At 58.0% G+C, this 20,030-nt stretch carries 19 protein-coding genes; 8 read left to right on the top strand and 11 right to left on the bottom strand.

The window, feature by feature from the left end:
- Positions 1-3 precede the first annotated feature (3 nt).
- Positions 4-1,578 (bottom strand): KpsE/RkpR family capsule polysaccharide export protein, encoded by a 1,575-nt coding sequence (locus ACR0LY_RS07460; protein ID WP_170347893.1) that lies wholly within the window; start codon positions 1,576-1,578, stop codon positions 4-6.
- On the bottom strand, positions 1,556-2,215 hold the full coding sequence (locus ACR0LY_RS07455; protein WP_170347894.1) for an ABC transporter ATP-binding protein: 660 nt from the start codon (positions 2,213-2,215) through the stop codon (positions 1,556-1,558). The genes ACR0LY_RS07460 and ACR0LY_RS07455 overlap by 23 nt, the downstream gene beginning before the upstream one ends.
- Positions 2,216-2,448: 233 nt before the next feature.
- On the opposite strand from ACR0LY_RS07455, the gene ACR0LY_RS07450 reads away from it, so the two are divergent.
- Together ACR0LY_RS07450 and ACR0LY_RS07445 are read left to right on the top strand one after the other, a co-directional pair.
- Entirely contained in the window at positions 2,449-3,036 is a 588-nt protein-coding gene (locus ACR0LY_RS07450) for a uracil-DNA glycosylase family protein (RefSeq protein WP_170347895.1), read from the top strand.
- Positions 3,029-3,817: an SseB family protein gene (locus ACR0LY_RS07445; protein ID WP_170347896.1), complete on the top strand. Its 789-nt coding sequence runs from the start codon at positions 3,029-3,031 to the stop codon at positions 3,815-3,817. Before ACR0LY_RS07450 ends, ACR0LY_RS07445 begins: the two co-directional genes overlap by 8 nt.
- A gap of 46 nt (positions 3,818-3,863) precedes the next feature.
- Here ACR0LY_RS07445 and yghU read toward each other — a convergent pair whose 3' ends face one another.
- On the bottom strand, positions 3,864-4,742 hold the full coding sequence (yghU, locus tag ACR0LY_RS07440) for a glutathione-dependent disulfide-bond oxidoreductase (RefSeq protein WP_170347897.1): 879 nt from the start codon (positions 4,740-4,742) through the stop codon (positions 3,864-3,866).
- A gap of 231 nt (positions 4,743-4,973) precedes the next feature.
- On the opposite strand from yghU, the gene ACR0LY_RS07435 reads away from it, so the two are divergent.
- Entirely contained in the window at positions 4,974-5,492 is a 519-nt protein-coding gene (locus tag ACR0LY_RS07435) for a YHS domain-containing (seleno)protein (RefSeq protein WP_170347898.1), read from the top strand.
- Positions 5,493-5,544: 52 nt separating this feature from the next.
- Here the strand turns inward: ACR0LY_RS07435 and ACR0LY_RS07430 are convergent, their stop codons facing one another.
- A complete protein-coding gene (locus tag ACR0LY_RS07430; protein WP_480567080.1) occupies positions 5,545-6,207 on the bottom strand; it encodes a DnaJ domain-containing protein in 663 nt (220 codons plus the stop codon).
- Positions 6,208-6,396: 189 nt separating this feature from the next.
- A complete protein-coding gene (gene metF, locus ACR0LY_RS07425) occupies positions 6,397-7,263 on the bottom strand; it encodes a methylenetetrahydrofolate reductase [NAD(P)H] (protein ID WP_170347900.1) in 867 nt (288 codons plus the stop codon).
- A gap of 94 nt (positions 7,264-7,357) precedes the next feature.
- Between metF and ACR0LY_RS07420 the strand changes: the two genes are divergently transcribed.
- Both ACR0LY_RS07420 and ACR0LY_RS07415 read left to right on the top strand, forming a co-directional pair.
- On the top strand, positions 7,358-8,263 hold the full coding sequence (locus ACR0LY_RS07420; protein ID WP_170349338.1) for a LysR family transcriptional regulator: 906 nt from the start codon (positions 7,358-7,360) through the stop codon (positions 8,261-8,263).
- A gap of 96 nt (positions 8,264-8,359) precedes the next feature.
- Positions 8,360-9,145 (top strand): inositol monophosphatase family protein, encoded by a 786-nt coding sequence (locus ACR0LY_RS07415; RefSeq protein WP_170347901.1) that lies wholly within the window; start codon positions 8,360-8,362, stop codon positions 9,143-9,145.
- Positions 9,146-9,216: 71 nt separating this feature from the next.
- Here the strand turns inward: ACR0LY_RS07415 and bhcD are convergent, their stop codons facing one another.
- The 4 genes from bhcD to bhcA form a co-directional block, all read right to left on the bottom strand.
- On the bottom strand, positions 9,217-10,206 hold the full coding sequence (gene bhcD, locus ACR0LY_RS07410) for an iminosuccinate reductase BhcD (protein ID WP_170347902.1): 990 nt from the start codon (positions 10,204-10,206) through the stop codon (positions 9,217-9,219).
- Positions 10,207-10,283: 77 nt separating this feature from the next.
- The gene (gene bhcC / locus ACR0LY_RS07405; RefSeq protein ID WP_170347903.1) at positions 10,284-11,447 is read right to left on the bottom strand and encodes a 3-hydroxy-D-aspartate aldolase BhcC; all 1,164 of its coding nucleotides are present in this window, start codon (positions 11,445-11,447) and stop codon (positions 10,284-10,286) included.
- Between the two features lie 12 nt (positions 11,448-11,459).
- Positions 11,460-12,434, bottom strand: a complete 975-nt coding sequence (bhcB, locus tag ACR0LY_RS07400; RefSeq protein ID WP_170347904.1) for a beta-hydroxyaspartate dehydratase BhcB — start codon at positions 12,432-12,434, stop codon at positions 11,460-11,462.
- A gap of 11 nt (positions 12,435-12,445) precedes the next feature.
- Complete coding sequence (gene bhcA / locus ACR0LY_RS07395) at positions 12,446-13,636, bottom strand: L-aspartate--glyoxylate aminotransferase BhcA (RefSeq protein ID WP_170347905.1); 1,191 nt, start codon at positions 13,634-13,636, stop codon at positions 12,446-12,448.
- A 186-nt stretch (positions 13,637-13,822) separates the two neighbouring features.
- Between bhcA and ACR0LY_RS07390 the strand changes: the two genes are divergently transcribed.
- The gene (locus ACR0LY_RS07390; RefSeq protein WP_170347906.1) at positions 13,823-14,653 is read left to right on the top strand and encodes an IclR family transcriptional regulator; all 831 of its coding nucleotides are present in this window, start codon (positions 13,823-13,825) and stop codon (positions 14,651-14,653) included.
- 3 nt (positions 14,654-14,656) lie between these two features.
- On the opposite strand, the gene ACR0LY_RS07385 is transcribed toward ACR0LY_RS07390, so the two are convergent.
- Positions 14,657-15,400 (bottom strand): rhomboid family intramembrane serine protease, encoded by a 744-nt coding sequence (locus ACR0LY_RS07385; RefSeq protein ID WP_170347907.1) that lies wholly within the window; start codon positions 15,398-15,400, stop codon positions 14,657-14,659.
- Positions 15,401-15,442: 42 nt separating this feature from the next.
- A complete protein-coding gene (putA, locus tag ACR0LY_RS07380) occupies positions 15,443-18,844 on the bottom strand; it encodes a bifunctional proline dehydrogenase/L-glutamate gamma-semialdehyde dehydrogenase PutA (protein ID WP_170347908.1) in 3,402 nt (1,133 codons plus the stop codon).
- A 102-nt stretch (positions 18,845-18,946) separates the two neighbouring features.
- On the opposite strand from putA, the gene ACR0LY_RS07375 reads away from it, so the two are divergent.
- Complete coding sequence (locus ACR0LY_RS07375; protein ID WP_170347909.1) at positions 18,947-19,435, top strand: Lrp/AsnC family transcriptional regulator; 489 nt, start codon at positions 18,947-18,949, stop codon at positions 19,433-19,435.
- 30 nt (positions 19,436-19,465) lie between these two features.
- Positions 19,466-20,029, top strand: coding sequence for a tetratricopeptide repeat protein (locus ACR0LY_RS07370; protein ID WP_170347910.1), 564 nt, complete (start codon positions 19,466-19,468; stop codon positions 20,027-20,029).
- Position 20,030 lies beyond the last annotated feature (1 nt).

Genomic DNA, 20,030 nt, shown 5'->3' with positions numbered 1-20,030 from the left:
GTCTTACGAGGATACCTGTTCACGAAGGACCGACGCGGTAAGCGAGATCATCAGGTAGATACCAGCAAACAATAGGAAAGCCAAAATCGTATTTTCAAACTTGCGCGGATAGCTGGGTTCCTCACTGGCGACCGGGTTCACTGAAACCGTCAGATAACGCACTTTGCGGTTGGCTTCGGTTCGTGTGGTTTCCATCTGTTCCATTGCGGTTTGCAGCATCAAATCACGAGCCACAAGGTCGGCCTGGGCCATCTGAATTCGCACGCTTAAACGCGCCAGCGAGTTTTCGCCTGCTGACGCGTCCAGCATTTCGGCGTTCAGTTCTGCCAGGGCAACTTCAAGTCGTTGAATGTCCGCACGGACACCATCCACTTTGGCTTGGTTCGGGCGCAAGTTGTCCAAAAGTGCGGCCAGCTGCAGTTCTTTTTCCTGCAACTCGATTTCGATTACGTTGATCCGTTCGCGCAGGCCAAGGAGGACGTTTTCTGGGTCCAAAACCGCCCCCTGAAGCTGCAGCTCGATCAGTTCCTCCTGAGCTTTTCGACGTTCGTTCTGAGCCAATTCAAAACCGGCCCGGGCATCGCGCATTTGGTCTTCGCGTTTCAATTCGGTCAGACCGTTGATGGTTTCCTCGGCATAGGACAGTAGAAGATTGGAAAGTTCGACTGAAATCTCGGGGCTTGGTGCCGCAACTTCCATCCGGATGATACCGTCGCTGGGGTCGTACCCAATGGTAATCATCCGCTTGTAAAGCTTATAGGTATCCTCAAGAGATGCATCCTGCGGCAGGCGTTGAATCGGATCGATCCAATCCTGCTTGAAGATTTCGGAAAAATTGGTGTCGTTCTCAAGTCGCACCAGCGCGTCTTTGGATTCCAAAAATTCCTGCGTGGCGACGGAATCTTGTGCAGTGGCGAATTGAGTACCTGCAAGAAACCCACCAAAGGACGCCCCGCCGCCGTCTGCCTGCAAGATTGAAAAGGCGGAATCGCTGGCGTACATCGGTGTTGCGTACCGATAGAAATAGGTGCCCACAATCAGGGTCGGCAGCAGTACAAAGGCTGCCAGACGCGCAAACAGCGCAAACAGCTTGCGTTTGCGGCGGCGTGCGATGTCCTTTTGAATTTCACCGATTTCAAGATTTCGCCGCTCGGCTGGCGTTAGCTCCGGACCGGTAAGGCCTTGGGAAGAGTCCGAAATCGTCTGCGGCAACTGGATCTTGATCTTGTCCTTTGCTTGATCATTCGAACCTGTTTTTTCGGCTGCCAAATCCAGCAAGTTGGCACGTTCGAACGGATCGATGCCCTTTTTACGTAATAGCCGCACCGCGTCGTAATCCGACGTTGCAGCAAGCCCGTTTTTCTGGGCCAGACGACGTGCCACACGCAGTTGGCGACCGGTTAGACCTTCGCGCTTGATCGCCTCAATATCGGTCGAGGGAGACGGGTTATTTGCCGCCTCAGACGGTTGCGTCGCTTTTCTGATGCGCGAAATAGCGTCGGCCCGTGCGTCTGCGGAATCCGAGCCCTGACGATTGCGGCGCCAGCGATATTTTTTAGCCTTGGGTTTGGTAGTCATATAACTGTCGTGCCTCTTCCAAGGTGTCGAACATGTAAAGCTGACCGTCCAATAGAACTGCCGCCTGCTGTGCAAATTTCTCAAGAACGTCGGGATTGTGGGACACGATCACCAGTGTGGTTGTCCGCAAACGCTCTCGCAGGATGTCACCTGCTTTTCGATTGAATTCTACATCCGTGGATGAGGGCATGCCCTCATCAATCAGGTACATGTCAAAATCCAGCGCCAGCATCAGGGCAAAGGTAAAGCGAGCCCGCATGCCGGATGAATAGGTCCCGATAGGCTGGTTGAAATACTCACCCAGATTGCACAGCCAGCTGCAATACGCCTCGACATAGTCGGGATCCATTCCATAGATTTTGGCGATGTAGCGGGCGTTTTCCAGGGCCGAAAGCTTTTTGACCACACCGCCGGAAAACCCCATCGGGAACGAGATGCGGCAGGATTTGCGGATCACACCCTCATCCGGTTTTTCCAGCCCGGCCATCATGTTGATCAATGTCGTCTTGCCGGTGCCGTTTGGGGCCAATATGCCAATCGACCGGCCCAGTTCGATCTGGAACGAGACCCGATCCAGGATCACCTTGCGGCGGGTCCCGGTCCAAAAGGACTTACTGACATTCTCAAACTCAAGCATTCACGGCCTGCTGCTCGGGCGTTTGTTTGGTACACCGCCCAGGTTGGTAAACCATCGACAAATTTATTGGTCCATGTTGGCTACATTATGTCGAATTGTGAAACAAATGATCAATGCGTACCGTCGCTGTGCTGTTGGTTTTGTGACTTTTGCATCTGTTGGCCTTGGGGTGTCCGTTGACTATCTTTCCTTTCGACCGTCAACCAATTTGATGCAGGAAGTCTTGCGATCTGATGAATTCGCTACAGAAAGAAATTGAGGCCTGCCGTATTTGCGCAGACAGGTTTCAGACCACGTTTACCGCGCATAAGCCGCGTCCGGTGGTCTGGTTTCGGTCTGGTACGCCATTGTTGATCGCAGGGCAGGCACCTGGCACGCGGGTCCATGCCTCGGGGCGTCCGTTCACCGATCCCTCTGGCGACCGTCTGCGGGACTGGCTGGGGATTGACGAGGCCGTATTCTATGACCGCGCCCGCGTGTCGATCGTTCCGATGGCCTTTTGCTTTCCTGGATATAACGAGCGCAAAGCCGACCTACCACCGCCGCCCATCTGCGGAAAGACATGGCATGACAGGGTGATGGATGAGTTAGGGGAGGTACCGCTGACGGTTCTGGTCGGGGGGCATGCGCACAAATATCACTTGGGTGTACGTACGACCGTGACCGAAACCGTGCGCAACTGGCGAGGCCATGCGCCGCGCGTCTTTCCCTTGCCTCATCCGTCTTGGCGGAATACGGCATGGCTAAAGAAAAACCCGTGGTTCGAAGCTGAACTGCTGCCGGTTCTGCGTGCGCGGGTGCAAGAGGTTTTGAATGACTAACGCCACGGCGCTTGACGCCGCCCATGCCACGATGGAGGCCAGTCCGCAGGATGACGCGGCGCGTCTGCGGTTTTTTGAGCGCCTGGCAGACTCTGAGCTGTTTCTGTTGCTGGCCGAAGAAGCGCAGGACGAGAATATCTCGCCCGAGCTGTTCGATGTTGCGGATGGCCGCTTTGTACTGGCCTTTGATCGCCACGACCGTTTGGCCCGATTTGCGGAACGTCCCGTGCCTTACGTCGCGCTGTCGGGGCGGGTGCTGTCGACGATGCTGGCAGGGCAGGGGATCGGGCTGGGTCTGAACCTTGAGGTCGCACCTTCATCCATGCTGATCCCGCCCGAAGCGCTGGGCTGGCTGGCCACCACGTTGGAACATGCACCAGAAGAGGTACAGCAACGTCTGGCAGAGTTCCTGCCGCCAAAGGGCATGCCGGATGATCTGTTGACAGCGCTGGACACGAAGCTGGCCACAGCCGTCGGCTTGGCCGAAGCTGCGTTTCTTGTTGGGACCAAGACGGAAGAGGGCGGCATGGGCCACCTTCTTGGTTTTGTCGGCGCGGTTGAGGGGGCTGAGCCCGCACTGGCCAAAGCCGCGTCCGAGGCACTGACCTTTTCCGGGATCGAGGCTGGGGCGATGGATGTTGGTTTTTTTGGCCCGCATGATCCAGCATCAGCGGCACTGGCACGGGTTGGCTTACGGTTCGACTTGCCACAACCCGAGGCGCGGGTCATCGAACAGGTTACGCCGGGCAGTAACCCGGATAAGCCACCAATTTTGAAATAGGTGGTCAGGCAAGCCCCGCGATCCAACGAACCGCGGGGCGTCGCGACTATTCTGCTGCTGCTTCCAGCTTGTCTTGTGTGCGGGTGTCGAAATCGCTTGCGTCGTGGCGTTCGTGCAGCTGCGTATGCGGCTCACCAAACGCACGGTTGACCATGCGGCCACGCTGAACAGCGGGGCGCGCGTCGATCGCCTTGGCCCACCGCATCACATTTTTATAGGACTCGACATCCAGGAACTCGGCGGCGCTGTAGAGGCGGCCCAACACCAGTTGGCCATACCAGGGCCAGATGGCCATATCAGCAATGGTATAGTGTTCGCCTGCAATATAAGCGTTTTCAGCCAGTTGCCGGTCCAGCACGTCCAACTGCCGTTTGGCCTCCATCGCGAAGCGGTTGATCGGGTATTCCCATTTCTCAGGCGCATAGGCGTAGAAATGGCCAAAGCCGCCGCCAAGATAAGGCGCACTGCCCATCTGCCAAAACACCCAGTTCATCACCTCGGTGCGTTCCTGACCCGATTTCGGCAGGAAAGCATCGAACTTTTCGGCCAGATGGAACAGGATCGAGGCGCTTTCGAAAACACGCACAGGCGCATCACCCGAGCGGTCCCAAAGCGCAGGGATTTTTGAGTTCGGATTGGCGTCGACAAAGCCCGAGCTGAACTGGTCCCCCTCGCCGATATTAACCAGCCATGCGTTGTATTCGGCACCTTCGTGACCCAGCGCCAGTAGTTCTTCCAGCATCACTGTGACTTTGACACCGTTTGGGGTGGCCAGTGAATAAAGTTGCAATGGGTGTTTTCCGACCGGCAGGTCCTTGTCGTGGGTCGCCCCGGCAATGGGTCGGTTGATATTGGCAAATCGACCACCGCTTTCGCTGTCCCATGTCCAGACTGCGGGGGGCGTGTATGGGGATTGCTCGCTCATCTGTCGTCTTTCTCAGCTACATTCTGGTAAAGTTTATGTCCGTTTCAACAGCTAATGTTGCAAAGCCCCGAGTCCAACCCCGGATGTTGGGGCAGTTTTGTAACATTCGGGATCGGACCTCTCACATTTCTTCATGCGATGTCACAGCGGCGCGAGCAGGACTGCCCATTGGGGCGAAAATATCTATTCTCTCAGCAAGTGCCCAACCCCGAGGACAAAAGGATTTACCACATGAAACGCTTTGCCCTGACTTTCGTGACAGCTTTGGCCTTTGCCGTGCCGGCTTTCGCCGGTGATCAGTATGTAGACGGCACCGGCTTTGCCGTGTCGGGTTACGACGTTGTCGCCTATCGTGGCCTGGATCAGGCGCCGGTTGGCCAAGCCCAGCCCGAGGCCGTACGTGGCCGTTCTGATATTACAGCGGACTATAACGGTGCCACCTGGGCGTTCTCGACCGAAGAGAACCGCGATAAGTTTCTTGAAAACCCCGCCTATTACGCCCCGGCCTATGATGGGCATTGCGCTTACGGTGTATCGCGTGGTGGCAAGGTTCCGGCGAACCCGAACCTGTGGCGGATTGTCGATGACAAGCTGTACCTGAACATCACTGATGTTGTTGTCGGCTTTTTTGAAGAGGATATCCCCGGCAACATCAATCTGGCCGAAGGCAACTGGCCGGGGATCGAAGGTGATGACGCATCGACCAGCGTTATTCCGAAATTCACCTCGGAAGGTCCGGTCGCAAACTAATACGCTACTCACCGAAGCTAAACCCGGTCCACACTAGGCCGGGTTTTTGCTGTTAGCCAGCCAGCCAGAAGTCGTCGCGCATTTGTTGACCCGCGTCGAACTTGATGCGAACGCTTTTCGCGCCGGGAAACTTTCGTTCGGTGATCGTGTCGGGAACCACGACTTCACCGGCGCCTGCATCGTTCGACTGAAAGCTCAGAACTTCGGTTTCCGTCCGCCGGGCCGAGGCAAGAACCGAGGTTGGCAGCGCCACCCGGTTGGACCCCTCACAAACCGGTGTTGGAACAAAATAAGTCAGATGACGGCCATAGAACCCAACGGCTTCGGGGACATGGTCTGCTTCGATTGAGGTCTGAGAATCCGGGTTTGCGCCATCCGGGCTGTGCGCCAGAGCTGTGTTCAGCAACACGCGGCAGGCGTCGATATCAGCGCTTTCCAATTCAATGACACGTTTGCGTAGCTTCGGCCGGCGCGGCATGCCGGTGGCACGTCCTTTGACGGTCAGCCCTTCGCGGCGTAAAAAATCATACGCCTCTTTGGCGCGCGCGAAATGTGTGCAATCGCCGTTTCTGTGGTCTGGATGTGCGTGAAATGCGATGTGGCGCCAAGCATCTCGGATATCGTCGGACCCTGCATTCTGGTCCAAGCCCAAAGCTTCGAGCGCGTCAACGCGTGCATTTATCTTTTCAACAGGCTCCATAGCCAAAACACTCATTAAACAAACACTACGAACTCAGTGTGTGGAGGCTCACGAATTTGTCAAACTTTATCAAAAATTTATCGCTATTTGGGGGACAGTTCGAAAGGGGTCGCGCTATTGTTCACATCCCGGTTGCACTTGTGATCCCGCAAAAAAGCCCGGAGCCTTGGTAGAGTCCGGGCAAAGTAATCAACAGGGATCAAATCAGGCGACGTTTTGCAATTCGGCCTTTGGAGTAATACCCAGTGCAAAACACACGTCGCGCGTCAGTTCAGGCCGGTTCAGGGTATAGAAATGTAGCTTGTCCACGCCTTCGTCGATCAGGTCCGAACACAGTTCGGTGCATAGTGCTGTGGCCAGCAGATCCTCTCGATTATCGCGAATCGCCTTTTCAAAGGCGTTTTCGACCCAGTCAGGGATATGCGCACCACAGCGGCGGGCAAAATTGCGGGCACCTTTCCAGTTCTCGATGGGCAGGATGCCGGGCACGATGGGCTTGTCGATCCCGGCTTTTTCGCAGGCATCGCGGAAGCGGAAAAAGGTCTCGGCCTCAAAGAAGAACTGCGTCAGGGCTTCGTCCGCACCGGCATCCAGCTTGGCCTTGAGCCAGTCGACATCAGCCGAAAAATCCTGTGCCTCGGGGTGCTTGTCGGGATAGGCGCCGACGCGGATGCTGAACATTTCGGTTTCAGCCAGGGCTTCGATCAACTCGACCGAGTTTGCGAACCCATCGGGATGCGGCAGGAACCGAACCTGACCTTTCGGCGGATCACCCCGCAGGGCGACAATGTCCTGAACCCCGGCACGCGCGAATGTATCGGCGATCTCCAGCGTTTCCTGGCGCGAGGCGTCCACGCAGGTCAGGTGCGCTGCCACAGGAAGGCCGGATGATTTGTGCAGGGTGGCCACGGCATCGCGGGTTAGTTCGCGGGTTGTGCCGCCCGCCCCATAGGTGACCGAGACAAAGCGCGGCTCAAGCGGGGCCAGCGTCTGAACCGTATCCCACAGGCGGAATGAGGCCTCGAGCGTTTGCGGCGGGAAAAACTCGAATGAAATTTCTGGTTTCGTCATGGCTGCCTCACTGGTCCTATCTGTGGCTCTTGTGCCAGTTTGCGCATTGTGAGACAAACTCATATTACTCAAGAACAACATGAGTCACACTACAATGCACATCGAATTCCGACACCTGCGTACGATTAAGGCCATCCATGAATGCGGCGGCTTGGCCCGTGCGGCGGATCAGCTGAACATCACGCAATCCGCGCTGAGCCATCAGATCAAGGGGTTGGAGGATCAGGCGGGGGTCGAATTGTTCCTGCGCCGGTCCAAGCCGATGAAACTGTCGGCGGCGGGCTTGCGTCTGTTACGGCTGGCTGAGCAGATTCTGCCGCAACTTGAGGCGACGCAACAGGAATTTTCCTCTCTGCGGGACGGGCGCACGGGGCGGATGCATATCGCCATCGAATGTCACGCCTGTTTCGAATGGCTGTTCCCGGTGCTGGAATCTTTCCGCAAATCCTGGGGCGATGTAGATGTCGATATCCGCCCGGGTCTGGCCTTTGACGCTTTGCCTGCCCTGCAGAAGGAAGAGGTCGATCTGGTGGTGTCGTCCGACCCTGAGGAGCTGCCGGGTATAGAATTCATCGAACTGTTTGACTATGACGCGGTCTTTGTCGCGTCGTCCTCGCACCCCTTGGCGCAGAAAGAGTTCATCGAGGCCGAGGATTTCCGAGGGCAAACCCTGATTACATACCCGGTCGAACGCACACGTTTGGATGTGTTCAGCCAATTGCTGATCCCGGCACGCGTTGAACCGGCCGCAATCCGGCAGGTGGAATTGACGGCAGTGATCCTGTTGCTTGTGGCCTCGAACCGGGGCGTTGCTGCGTTGCCTGACTGGGTCGTGCGCGAGGTAAAATACAACTCGGACTATGTCACCCGCCCGCTGACGGAAAACGGAATTACCCGCACATTGTACGCGGCAGTGCGCTCGGAAGACCTTGAAAAACCCTACGTGCAGGAACTGATCGAACTGGCGGGAACCGAGGCGCGCAAGCTGCAAGAGCAATAGGTAATAAACGCGGGTCTGCTATGCGCATCATTCCTCTTGGCAAGGGCGCGTTGCACCAGTATACGCGCGGTTTGACCGGACAGGAGCCTTTGGACAATGGTTGGCAGTGCAAACCTCAACATCATGATCAAAGCCGCGCGCAAGGCGGGGCGTTCTTTGGTCAAGGATTTTCGTGAAGTCGAGAACCTTCAGGTGTCGATGAAAGGCGCGGGCGACTTTGTCTCCAAGGCCGATATTGCCGCCGAGGCAATCCTGAAAGAGGAACTGCTGGGTGCGCGCCCAACCTATGGCTGGTTGGCCGAAGAGGGCGGCGCGATTGATGGTGAGGACCCAACCCGCCGTTGGATTGTAGACCCGTTGGACGGCACAACCAACTTCCTGCACGGCCTGCCGCACTGGGCGGTGTCGATTGCGCTGGAACACAAGGGCAAGATCGTGGCCGGAGTGATCTATGACGCCGCCAAGGATGAGATGTTCTTTGCCGAAAAAGGTGAAGGCGCATGGATGAACGATACCCGCATCCGTGTCTCGGGCCGTCATCGCATGATCGAGTCCATCTTTTCGACCGGCTTGCCATTCGGGGGCCGCTCGGACCTGCCTGCCACGTTGCAGGATCTGGCCCGGCTGATGCCTGCCTGCGCTGGTGTGCGCCGCTGGGGCGCTGCGGCGCTGGACATGGCCTATGTGGCCGCAGGCCGCTATGAAGGGTTCTGGGAGCGTCGCCTGAACGCTTGGGACGTGGCCGCTGGGATCATCATCGTGAAAGAGGCCGGTGGCTTTGTGCAAGCCCTGAACCCCGAAGGCAACGTGCTTGAGGATGGCGAGGTGATCTGCGCCAATGAGCCGATCTTTGACCAGTTCGCCAAGGTGATCCGGGGCTAAGCTTCCTGCAAATCCATTAAGAAAAGCGCGCCCTGTTACAGGCGCGCTTTGTTGTTTCAAAGAGCCTGGATTCAGAGGGTTGCGCGCTGCGCCAGCCCGGCTTCATCCGCCAGCCGTGCAGCAACAGATGCAACCGCCAGGTCCTGTAGCCCAACACCGGTTCCGTCGAACAAGGTGATTTCATCCGCGCTTGCCCGCCCCGAATGGTCGCCATTGATGACGGCACCGATTGGGGTGATCTGATCTTCGGTCAACGAGCCGTTTGCGATGGCATGCTGAGCTTCGCCAAGGGTGACCGATTGGGCTACTTCGTCAGTGTAAACCGTTGCACTGGCAACCAGAGCGGCATCGACTTCTTGTTTGCCTACCGTATCGGTGCCCATGCAGGCCAGATGGGTGCCCGGTTTGATCCAGTCTTTCATCAGCAAAGGTTCAAACGCCGACGTGATGGTGATGATGACATCCGCCTGTGCGCCCAGCTCTTCTTGACTAACAGCTTCGAAGTCGAGGCCGATTTCTTTCGCGACCTCACCCAGACGCGGAAGCATCTCGGGGTGGGGGTTCCAGGCAACGACTTTTTCAAAGTCGCGTTGCTCGGCTGCGGCGCGCAGTTGGAAGGCGGATTGATGGCCAGCGCCAACCATGCCCAGAACCTTGGAGTCCTTTCGGGCCAGATGGGCGATGGAAACGGCAGACGATGCCGCCGTGCGCACGGCGGTCAGGTAGTTGCCGCCGACCAGTGCGGATAGACGCCCGGTGTCCGGGTCGAACAGGAAGACAGTGGATTGGTGGTTGGTCAACCCTTTGTCCAGATTGCCCGGCCAGTAGCCGCCAGATTTGACACCCAGCACCTGACCGGCCCGGTCAAAGCCGGATTTGAATCCATAAAGCGCATCGGCATAGCCAATCGCTTCACGGATGACCGGAAAGTTGTAAGCATCTCCGCGCGCCATTGCGGCGAACACGTCCTGCACCGCGTCAAACGCGTCGCTGCGGCCAACCAGTTGCTGGCACAGATCTTCTCCGACGATCAGCAAGGGTTTTTCCGACATATCTTTCATGACCTTTTCCTTAGCTTGAGGACAGGTCCGGGCGGCAGGGAAGGGAAGAACCGCCGCCCGGATCAATGCGGTTCGGCTTAATACGCCTTACCGCGAGCGGATACTGGCCAGAGGGTTTCGACCTTGCCGTTGCGCACGCCAACATACCAATCATGGACGTTGGCGGTGGGATCGCAGTGACCCGGCACCAGACGCAGTTTGTCGTTCACCTTCAACGCACCGTCGGGATCAGCGACAACACCGTGTTCGTCCGAACACTTGATGTATTCCACATCGGTGCGCCCAAAAATCACCGGCAAGCCACTGTCCACCGACTGCGCCTTGAGGCCTGCATCGACAATGGCCTTGTCGGCCTTGGCGTGGCTCATGACGCTGGTGAGGATGAAGAACGCGTTCTCCCATTCTCCACGGTCGATGCGGTTGCCGTCCTGATCAAGGATACGACCATAATCGGCGTCCATGAAGGCGTAGGAACCGCACTGCAGTTCGTTGTATACGCCCGAAGTGCTTTCAAAATAGTAGGACCCGGTGCCGCCACCGCCGACAATGTCACACTCCAGACCTTCTGCGGCCAACCCGTCCACTGCGTCTTTGACCTGTGCCACGGCAACGTCGATCTTGGCCTTGCGGTCCTCATAAAGGTCCATGTGCTGCATCGCGCCCTGGTAAGCCTGAATGCCAGAGAACTTCAGCCCCGGAGCCGCGTCGATGGCTTTGGCGATGGCGATTACCTCGGGTGTCGTCGTCACGCCGCAGCGACCTGCGCCGCAGTCAATCTCGACCAGACATTCGATCTGGGTGCCATGGCGTTGTGCCGCCTCGGACAGATCGGCGACATTGTCGATGTCGTCGACACAGCAGATCGTCCGTGCGCCCAGCTTGGGCATGCGCGCAAGGCGGTCGATCTTGGCCGGGTCGCGCACTTGGTTCGAGACCAGAACGTCTTTGATACCGCCGCGGGCAAAGACCTCGGCCTCTGAAACCTTCTGGCAGCATACCCCACAGGCCCCACCTAGTTCGACCTGCAGCTTTGCCACATCGACGGATTTATGCATCTTGCCATGCACCCGGTGACGCATCCCATGGGCCTTGGCATAGTCACCCATCTTTTTGATATTTCGCTCCAAGGCGTCCAGATCAAGCACCAGGCTTGGCGTCTGAATTTCGGCCTCGTCCGTGCCAATCGCGGCAGGAATGTCAAAGCCAACTTCAAGCTGATCGATATTCACAGGCTTGTTCATACTTCTTCCTCCTCAGCCCTTGATCCAGGGCAATTTATCCAAATCCACGTTGCCGCCAGTGATGATCACGCCGACGCGTTTGCCATTGAACACTTCGGGGTGTTTCAGGATGGTGGCCAATGGCACGGCGCTGCTTGGTTCCATCACAACACGCAGGTATTTCCAGGTGATCTTCATCGCCTCGACGATTTCGTCTTCACTGGCGGTTTGAATGTCGGTGACAAAGCGGGACACGAAGTGCCAGGTGTTTTCCTTCAGCGGCACTTTCAGACCGTCGGCGACAGTGACTGGCGCGTCGTCGGCGATGATGTGCCCGGCCTTGAAGCTGCGATAGGCGTCGTCGGCTTGTTCCGGTTCGGCGGCGTATATCTTTACCTCGGGGGCCGCGTTCGACAGGGTCAGGCACGTGCCCGAGATCATGCCGCCGCCACCAATGGGTGCGACTACAGCGTCCACACCGTCGGTTTGCTCAAGCAGTTCGGCCGAACAGGTTGCCTGCCCTGCAATTACGCGCGGGTCGTTGTAGGGGTGAACGAACTCACCGCCCGTCCGGCCTTGCACTTCGGCAAACACCGCCTCACGCGAGGTGGTCGAAGGTTCACACTCGGTGATGATCCCGCCATAACGGCGCACCGCGTCTTTCTTGGCTTGCGGTGCCGTGCGCGGCATCACGACGTTACAGGGAATACCCCGCCGTCCGGCTGCATATGACAAACTGAGCGCATGGTTGCCCGAAGAGTGGGTGGCCACGCCGCGCTTTGCAGCGTCGTCATCCAGCCCAAAAACCGCATTGCATGCCCCGCGCACTTTGAAGGCCCCGGCTTCTTGGAAGTTTTCGCATTTAAAGAACAGCTGTGCGCCGGTCAGTTCGTCCAGATAGTCCGAACGCATCACTGGGGTGCGGTTGATATGTGGCCGAATCCGCTCGTGCGCTTCGCGCATGTCGGCCAGCGTCAGGCTTTCAGCTGTGGTGAGTGCGTCCAACATCAAGCTCCTCCTTAAGCTGCGGATTGCATCGGTGTGGCGCTACCGCTGCGGAAGTACTCCTGCGCTGCTGCAACACCGCTGCCCAACGTGATCGGATAGTCCAGATCAGCCATCGCCATTTCAATCGTGGCCAGACCGGACAGAACCATTACATCCGTCAGGCTGCCCAGATGGCCGATACGGAAGGCTTTGCCGTTCATTTCGCCCAACCCGATGCCAAAGCTTACGCCATAGGCATTAAAGGCGTGATCGGTCAGCGCATTGCTGTCAAAGCCTTCAGGTACGTAAATCGCACTGACGGTATCGGAATACAGGTCGGGCGATTGCGCCACCAACTCCAGCCTCCAGGCGGCAGTTGCCTTGCGGACCCCTTCGGCCAGACGGAAATGGCGGGCATATACGTTGTCCAGCCCTTCCTCGAACAGCATCTTCAGGCTTTCGCGCATACCATAGATCAGCTGCAGTGGTGGGGTATAGGGAAACCCGCCCGACGCATTTGCGTTCATCATGTCGCGGAAATCAAAGAAGGTGCGCGGCAGTTGGGCCGTTTCCATCGCAGCCAGCGCCTTGGGGCTGACACACAGGATCGCCATACCGGTTGCCAGCATGAAGCCCTTTTGCGAACCCGACACCGCGATATCGACGCCCCAGCCATCAAACTCGAACGGCATCGAGGCCAGTGAACTGACGCAATCCACAAACAGCATCGCCGGGTGGTCGCTGGCATCCATTGCCTTGCGCACCGCTCCGATATCCGAGCGTACGCCGGTCGCCGTTTCGTTATGCGTTACCAGAACTGCTTTGATCTTATGCTCTTTGTCTGCGGCAAGAGCTTCGGCAAACTTATCGGCGGGCGCGCCGCTGCCCCAGGGGCATTCGATAATGCGGACATCCAGGCCGTGCCGTTGGCACAGGTCGATCCAGCGATGGCTGAACATGCCATAGCGCGCAACCAGTACGCTGTCGCCGGGGCTGAGCGTATTGGTCACCGATGCCTCCCAGCCGCCTGTTCCGCTGGCCGGGAAGGTGATGATGTTCCCTTCTTTGGTTCCAAACACCTTTTTGGTGTCTTCCAGCACAGGGGCAAAGGTTTCGACAAAATCAGGCGCGCGGTGGTCCTGTGTCTGGACCTGCATCGCTAGGCGCAACCGATCCGGGATATTGGTGGGGCCGGGAATGAATACCGGGTTTTGATTGGACATTTCTAGATCCTCCGATTTGAAGAAGAGTGTTGTAGAAATCGCTTCTTGGTGCAATTTTCTTGAAAAATATTTTCATTTTTGCAATTAAATAAATAATCCATTGAATAGATGTGATTTTCCGTTTTTCATTTTTGAGTTTCAGAAAGCGGGATGAAAAAAACTTTGCCGGGCTGAAAGGAGAAATCAGTGACGGACACCCCCAAAAGGCCGCGCGGCAGGCCCAAATCGCTGTTCAAGGAAAGCTCGGCCGGGACCATGCAATCACTGGATCGGGCGCTGGTTGTTCTGACCGCAGTGGCACGAATGGAACGCTCTGCGCTAAGCGATCTTGCGCGCGAAGTGGATGTACCTACAGCCACTACGCACCGTATTCTGGCGACGTTGCAGAAACATGGGTTTGTCGCCTTCGATGACGAGCGGCAGGAATGGATGATCGGGATTGAAGCGTATCGCACCGGCGCTTCGTTCCTGCGTCGAAACAGCGTGATTGAAATCGGGCGACCGATCTTGCGGCGTTTGATGCAAGAAAGTGGCGAAACCGCGAATTTGGCCGTGCCAGACGGGTCCGAAGTGGTTTTTGTCGGACAGGTTGAAACGCCGAACCCGATCCGGGCGTTTTTCCCACCGGGTGCGCGGACGCCGATGTACGCGTCCGGCACAGGCAAAGCGATATTGGCCGCGATGAGCGAGTCTGCGGTCAGCAAAGCATTGACGGCTGACGCTGTTCGTTTCACCTCACATACGTTGCTGCCGAACGAAGGGTTAGAGGCGGATTTGGCTAAAACCCATGCCCGCGGCTGGTCGCATGATCATGAGGAACGGTACGAAGGCATGTCCTGTATCGGTGCCGCCATCTACAATGACCGGGGCGAACCCTGTGCCGGGATTTCCGTGTCTGGGCCGTCTGTCCGGTTCGTTGCCGACCGGGCAACAGAACTGGGTACGTTGGTTCGGGACGCCGCAGAAGAGATCACTCACCTCAGCGGTGGTCGATTACCGAAGCCGCCTGAGGACTAGCGCCTATTTTCGCGGGACCCGTGGAATGCGGGATTGCGATAATTTGTATTTGTGTTCGGGGTGGGGCGGGTGGCCGTGGGTGCGGCCCCAATACGCGGGGCCACCTCGTTTAAGCCAAAGCGGGAGGCACAGGACCAGGCCGACAAAAAAGCCCCCCGTGTGCGCCCAATAGGCAACTCCACCTTCGTCTGGGTTGCTTGCAAGGCTGCCCATGAATTGAAGGCCCAACCAGATGCCCAGCATGATGAAAGCCGGGATGGTGAAAATCCGAAAATAGACGATCAGAATCAGCAGAACGTCCACGCGCGCTTTGGGGAACAGCAAAAGATAGCCGCCCATCACCCCGGCAATCGCACCCGAGGCTCCAATGGTCGGCACCACCGAATCCGGCGCGGTGGCAACGTGGATCAGGCCTGCGCCGACACCAGCCAGCAAATAGAACAGCAGGAAGGGCAGGTGGCCCATCTCATCCTCAAGATTGTCCCCGAAAATCCAGAGAAACAGCATGTTCCCGGCCAGATGCATCCAACCACCATGCAGAAACATCGACGTCACAAGGGTTTCGAACGCAAATCCATCGGTGATCCGCGCCGGGATTATAGCATAGTCGAAATACAGCCTGTTGATCAGCGGTGCATTATCCATAATCCCCACATAGCTGAAGAAAATCAGGATATTGGCTGCCATCAGTAGGTAAACGACATAGGGCGTGCGCCCCGACGGATTGTGGTCACGGATCGGAAACATGGGGGGACGCTGGGCTTTTCCCGGCCCAGCGTCAAGGTACGGTTACGCCGCACCTCCCAACAAGGCCGCATTGCCTCCGGCGGCGGTGGTGTCGACGCAGACGTGACGCTCGCCCAGAACCCGCGCCCGGTCAGGCCGACCGGGGATCAGCGGCAGGATCGGGCCATCACGGCGGGCCAGGTGGAGTTCGATCTCGCGCGCGGTTTCGTCATCTCCCCACCACAGAACTCCTGAGATATTGACGATGTTCTCTAGCCTGTGCAGGTCCACCATGCCGGTCGCTAGAATGGCGGTGCCGCCCAGGGCTGCGACTGCTTCGACCTGCGCTTGTGCGGCCTCGGGTCCTGGCCCCATGCACAACAATGGCGCGCGGGGGAATTCACTCAGTCGGTTGGATTCGCCGGTCGGGCCGGGCAGGGATTGCGTGCGTACGGCAGCAGGCTGGCCTTGCGGATCGGGTAGATCGCCCATCGTGTTTTTCCAATTCGCCGTGCTGTGTTGACGATCCGGAGCACAGAAGCGTGCCATGTAGTTCGGCCCACCCGCCTTGGGTCCGGTGCCCGACAGACCTTCGCCGCCAAAGGGCTGAGATCCCACGATCGCACCAATCTGGTTGCGGTTGACATAAATGTTGCCCGCGTGAACGGCCTCGGTGATGTGCTGCACCCGGTCATCGATGCGGGTGTGCAGGCCGAAAGTCAGCCCATAACCCGTGGCATTGATGTCGGCGATGACCTGATCAATCTCAGCAGCCTTGAAGCGGACGACATGCAGGACCGGGCCAAACACTTCACGCTCCAGTGCGCTGATACCGGGGATTTCGATCAGGGTAGGGGCGATGAAAGTCCCTTCGGGGGGCGTGTTCAGTTCCTTCACCACCCGGCCTTCTGCGCGCGCTTGCGCGATGTGGTCCGCAATGCCTTGCAGCGCGTCCTGATCAATGACCGGGCCGCAGTCGGTCGACAAAAGCCATGGGTCACCGACCTGCAAAGCCTCCATCGCGCCGGTCAGCATGGTCAGCAAGTCGTCGGCGATATCTTCCTGCACATAGAGGCAGCGCAGGGCCGAGCATCTCTGACCCGCAGATTGAAATGCGCTTTCGATGATGGATTGCACGGCTTGTTCAGGCAGTGCGGTGCTGTCCACAATCATGGCGTTCAATCCGCCGGTTTCCGCGATCAAAGGCGTGCCAGGTTTCAGGTTCTCTGCCATTGCTGAACGAATTTTCAATGCGGTGGCGGTCGAGCCTGTAAAGGCGACCCCAGAAACGCGCGGGTCTGACGTCAACGCCGCCCCGACGGACGGCCCACCGGGCAGCAGTTGCAGAACGTCGCGCGGTACTCCGGCCTCGTGCAGCAGTTGGACAGCCCGGTGCGCGACCAACGGCGTTTGCGGCGCAGGCTTGGCTAGAACGGCGTTGCCGGTGGCCAAAGCCGCCGAAATCTGCCCGGTAAAGATTGCCAGCGGAAAGTTCCAGGGGCTGATGCAAGTAAACGTGCCCGCCGGTTCAGCCGCCGGGATATTAGCAGCATAATAACGAAGGAAATCGACAGCCTCGCGCAGTTCAGCGACCGCATCGGGAATCGATTTGCCAGCCTCTCGCGCCAGCAGAGCGAAAAGCTCACCATAATGTGCTTCGTACAGATCAGCTGCTGTATTCAATACCTGCGCCCGTTGTTCAGCCGGAGCATTCCACGGAGCCGCCGTGGCCAACGCAAGTTCGACATCCTGAGCGCTGGCCGGGGCGACCGCGCCCGGTCGGTCCTGTGGATGCGCCGGATTGACGACGGCTTCGTCAGCGTCGGGATGCGCGTCTTGCGACAGAAGCGGCTGCGCGTACCAGTGATGTGCGCGAAACGCATCGCGGGCGGCGTCAATCCGATCGAGCGTCGGTGTGTGTTGCAGATCGAACCCTTTAGAATTGGGCCGTTCGGGTTGAAACAGTTCAGGGCCGGTTGGCAGCGGTGATTTTGGATCTGCAATGGTGTCGAACGGGTCCGAGGCGACCTCCTCGGGTGGCACATTTTCATCGACGATCTGGTTCACGAAGGATGAGTTCGCACCGTTTTCAAGCAAACGCCGCACCAGATAGGCCAAAAGATCGCGATGTGCTCCGACCGGAGCGTAAATTCGGCAGCGAGTGTTGCTTTGATCGCGAACGATCTGATGCAAAGTTTCGCCCATGCCATGCAAACGCTGAAACTCGAACGGTTGCGCGTCGGCCATATGCAGGATTGCGCTGACCGTATGGGCGTTATGGGTGGCAAATTGCGGGTAAATTCGGTCGGTCATACCCAACAGCTTGCGGGCATTGGCGATGTACGAGATATCGGTCGCCGCCTTGCGCGTGAAAACCGGGAAACCGTCGACACCCTCGACCTGCGCTCGCTTGACCTCGGTATCCCAATAGGCCCCTTTGACCAGCCGGACCATCAGTTTGCGGTCATGACGTTCTGCCATGTCATAGAGCGTGTCCAGAACAAGCCCCGCACGCGGACCATAGGCTTGCACGACAATGCCGAAACCATCCCAACCGGCCAATGCGGGCTCGCCCATAACGGCTTCGATCACTTGTAGGGAAAGCGACAGGCGGTCGGCTTCCTCGGCGTCTATATTCAGGCCCATACCGGCGGCTTTGGCCAACAGACACAGGGCGCGCAGGCGAGGGACAAGCTCTTCCATCACCCGTTGTTCCTGCGCCAACTCATAGCGCGGATGCAGGGCTGACAGCTTTACCGATATCCCCGGATTGGCCCGGATATCGTCATGGGTGCAGGCATCGGCAATGGCCGCGATAGCGCGGGAATAAGACAGGTGATAACGGGCGGCGTCAGCTTCGGTGCGCGCCGCCTCGCCCAGCATGTCGTAGGAATAGGTGTAACCTTTTGCCTCCATCCCGGCGGCCCGGTCCATGGCGGACTGGATAGTCTCACCCAGTACGAATTGTCGGCCCATTTCTTTCATCGCGCGGCCAACGGCCGTACGGATCACCGGTTCGCCCAATCGTTTGATGGCCCCGCGCAGGGCGCCGACGGGCGACGCTTTGCCCTCGTCCAGAACCTTTCCGGTCAGCATCAGCGCCCAGGTTGACGCGTTCACCAGCGAAGACGAGGACTGCCCCAAATGTTTGCCCCAATCCGACGGTGCGATCTTATCCTCGATCAACGCGTCGATGGTGTCGGCATCAGGGACGCGCAGCAGCGCCTCGGCCAGACACATCAGCGCGATGCCCTCGTCGGTGGACAGGCCGTATTCGGCCAGAAACACTTCCATCATGCCGGGCGAAGTACTGGACCGGATGTCACGCACCAACTGAGCCGCTGCTGCACAGATCGCCGAGCGGTCGGCTTGGGGCAGGTTGGTCTGTTCGACCAACTGATCCAATACTGCAGACTGGTCAGCATAGGTCGGGCCGTCGATATGGGTGCGCAGGCTGTGTGTCATGTATCCTCCGGGCTTTTGGGGAGTATACAGTCGATTTTTCAGGACAATCGCCTTAAGTTCAGAAAATGGTAGGCGAATGATCTGAAATTTCGAGGTTCAGCGATGCAAAAAGGCAATCCCGATCTGGATCGGTTCGACCGGTCGATCCTGGCGATTCTGGCCGAGGACGGGCGCATTTCGGTTGCCGACCTTGCGCGGCGGATCGGGTTGTCGAAATCTCCAACTCAAGCACGTGTGAAAAGACTTGAGGCCGAGGGTATCATCACCGGATACCGTGCCCTGCTGGACCCGATCCGTCTTGGTCTGGATCACGTCGCCTTTGTCGAGGTGCGCCTGACCGACACGCGCGAGAAGGCCCTGGCCGAGTTCAACGCGGCAGTGCGTAGGGTGGCCGAGATCGAGCAAGCCCATATGATTGCGTCAAATTTTGACTATTTGTTGAAAATTCGTACCGGCTCGATGTCGGAATACCGCGCGGTGCTGGCCGAGAAAATCTCATCCCTGCCGCATGTGGCCAACACATCGACCTTCGTCGCGATGGAAGCGGTGAAAGAGACGGGCGTGTCCGGTGCCATTGACGGGATGGGTTGACGAAAACCCCGCACGCGTCACCATTGGGTCATGAAACAGATCACCTATGCCACCATCCTGTTAATAACATCCACAACAGCGCATGCCGATGAATGCCCTGTTGCGCCGGATCACAGCGCCGATGTCAGTGGCGTAATCGCCCAGATACAACAGGCCGAAAACGAACAGGCCGCCCGTCTCTTGTCGAACCAATTGTGGGAGTTTTGGACGGACGCACCTGATGAAAGCGCGCAGGCGGTTCTGGACCGAGGCATGACGCGCCGAAACGCATGGGACCTGCTGGGCGCGATCGAGGATTTCAACAAGCTGGTCGCCTATTGCCCGTCATATGCCGAAGGGTACAACCAGCGCGCCTTTGCGCATTACTTGCGGCAGGATTTTCAGGCCGCATTGCCCGATTTGGACAAGGCGATCGAACTGTCGCCTAACCATGTGGCGGCCATCAGCGGGCGCGCCCTGACCCTGTTGGGATTGCAAAGGATCGACGAGGCGCGCGAAGCTTTGAACCAAGCGCTGGAACTGAACCCGTGGCTTTCGGAGCGTCATCTTCTGGCACCCGGAGGGCCACTGGCGCCTCCGGGTGAGGATATCTGAC

The organism is Ruegeria sp. BC5 (assembly GCF_056539205.1).
The sequence above is the reverse complement of the archived record's forward strand: the minus strand, read 5'-3'. Positions and strand labels throughout refer to the sequence as shown.

Coding starts and splice junctions, on each gene's coding strand:
- putA (WP_170347908.1), bottom strand. CDS start 18,844: ATGACACACAGCCTGCGCACCCATATCGACGGCCCGACCTATGCTGAC.
- bhcB (WP_170347904.1), bottom strand. CDS start 12,434: ATGTTGGACGCACTCACCACAGCTGAAAGCCTGACGCTGGCCGACATG.
- ACR0LY_RS07375 (WP_170347909.1), top strand. CDS start 18,947: ATGCAAAAAGGCAATCCCGATCTGGATCGGTTCGACCGGTCGATCCTG.
- bhcA (WP_170347905.1), bottom strand. CDS start 13,636: ATGTCCAATCAAAACCCGGTATTCATTCCCGGCCCCACCAATATCCCG.
- ACR0LY_RS07460 (WP_170347893.1), bottom strand. CDS start 1,578: ATGACTACCAAACCCAAGGCTAAAAAATATCGCTGGCGCCGCAATCGT.
- ACR0LY_RS07450 (WP_170347895.1), top strand. CDS start 2,449: ATGAATTCGCTACAGAAAGAAATTGAGGCCTGCCGTATTTGCGCAGAC.
- bhcC (WP_170347903.1), bottom strand. CDS start 11,447: ATGAACAAGCCTGTGAATATCGATCAGCTTGAAGTTGGCTTTGACATT.
- ACR0LY_RS07445 (WP_170347896.1), top strand. CDS start 3,029: ATGACTAACGCCACGGCGCTTGACGCCGCCCATGCCACGATGGAGGCC.
- ACR0LY_RS07455 (WP_170347894.1), bottom strand. CDS start 2,215: ATGCTTGAGTTTGAGAATGTCAGTAAGTCCTTTTGGACCGGGACCCGC.
- ACR0LY_RS07370 (WP_170347910.1), top strand. CDS start 19,466: ATGAAACAGATCACCTATGCCACCATCCTGTTAATAACATCCACAACA.
- ACR0LY_RS07415 (WP_170347901.1), top strand. CDS start 8,360: ATGGTTGGCAGTGCAAACCTCAACATCATGATCAAAGCCGCGCGCAAG.
- bhcD (WP_170347902.1), bottom strand. CDS start 10,206: ATGAAAGATATGTCGGAAAAACCCTTGCTGATCGTCGGAGAAGATCTG.
- ACR0LY_RS07385 (WP_170347907.1), bottom strand. CDS start 15,400: ATGTTTCCGATCCGTGACCACAATCCGTCGGGGCGCACGCCCTATGTC.
- metF (WP_170347900.1), bottom strand. CDS start 7,263: ATGACGAAACCAGAAATTTCATTCGAGTTTTTCCCGCCGCAAACGCTC.
- ACR0LY_RS07430 (WP_480567080.1), bottom strand. CDS start 6,207: ATGAGTGTTTTGGCTATGGAGCCTGTTGAAAAGATAAATGCACGCGTT.
- yghU (WP_170347897.1), bottom strand. CDS start 4,742: ATGAGCGAGCAATCCCCATACACGCCCCCCGCAGTCTGGACATGGGAC.
- ACR0LY_RS07420 (WP_170349338.1), top strand. CDS start 7,358: ATGCACATCGAATTCCGACACCTGCGTACGATTAAGGCCATCCATGAA.
- ACR0LY_RS07435 (WP_170347898.1), top strand. CDS start 4,974: ATGAAACGCTTTGCCCTGACTTTCGTGACAGCTTTGGCCTTTGCCGTG.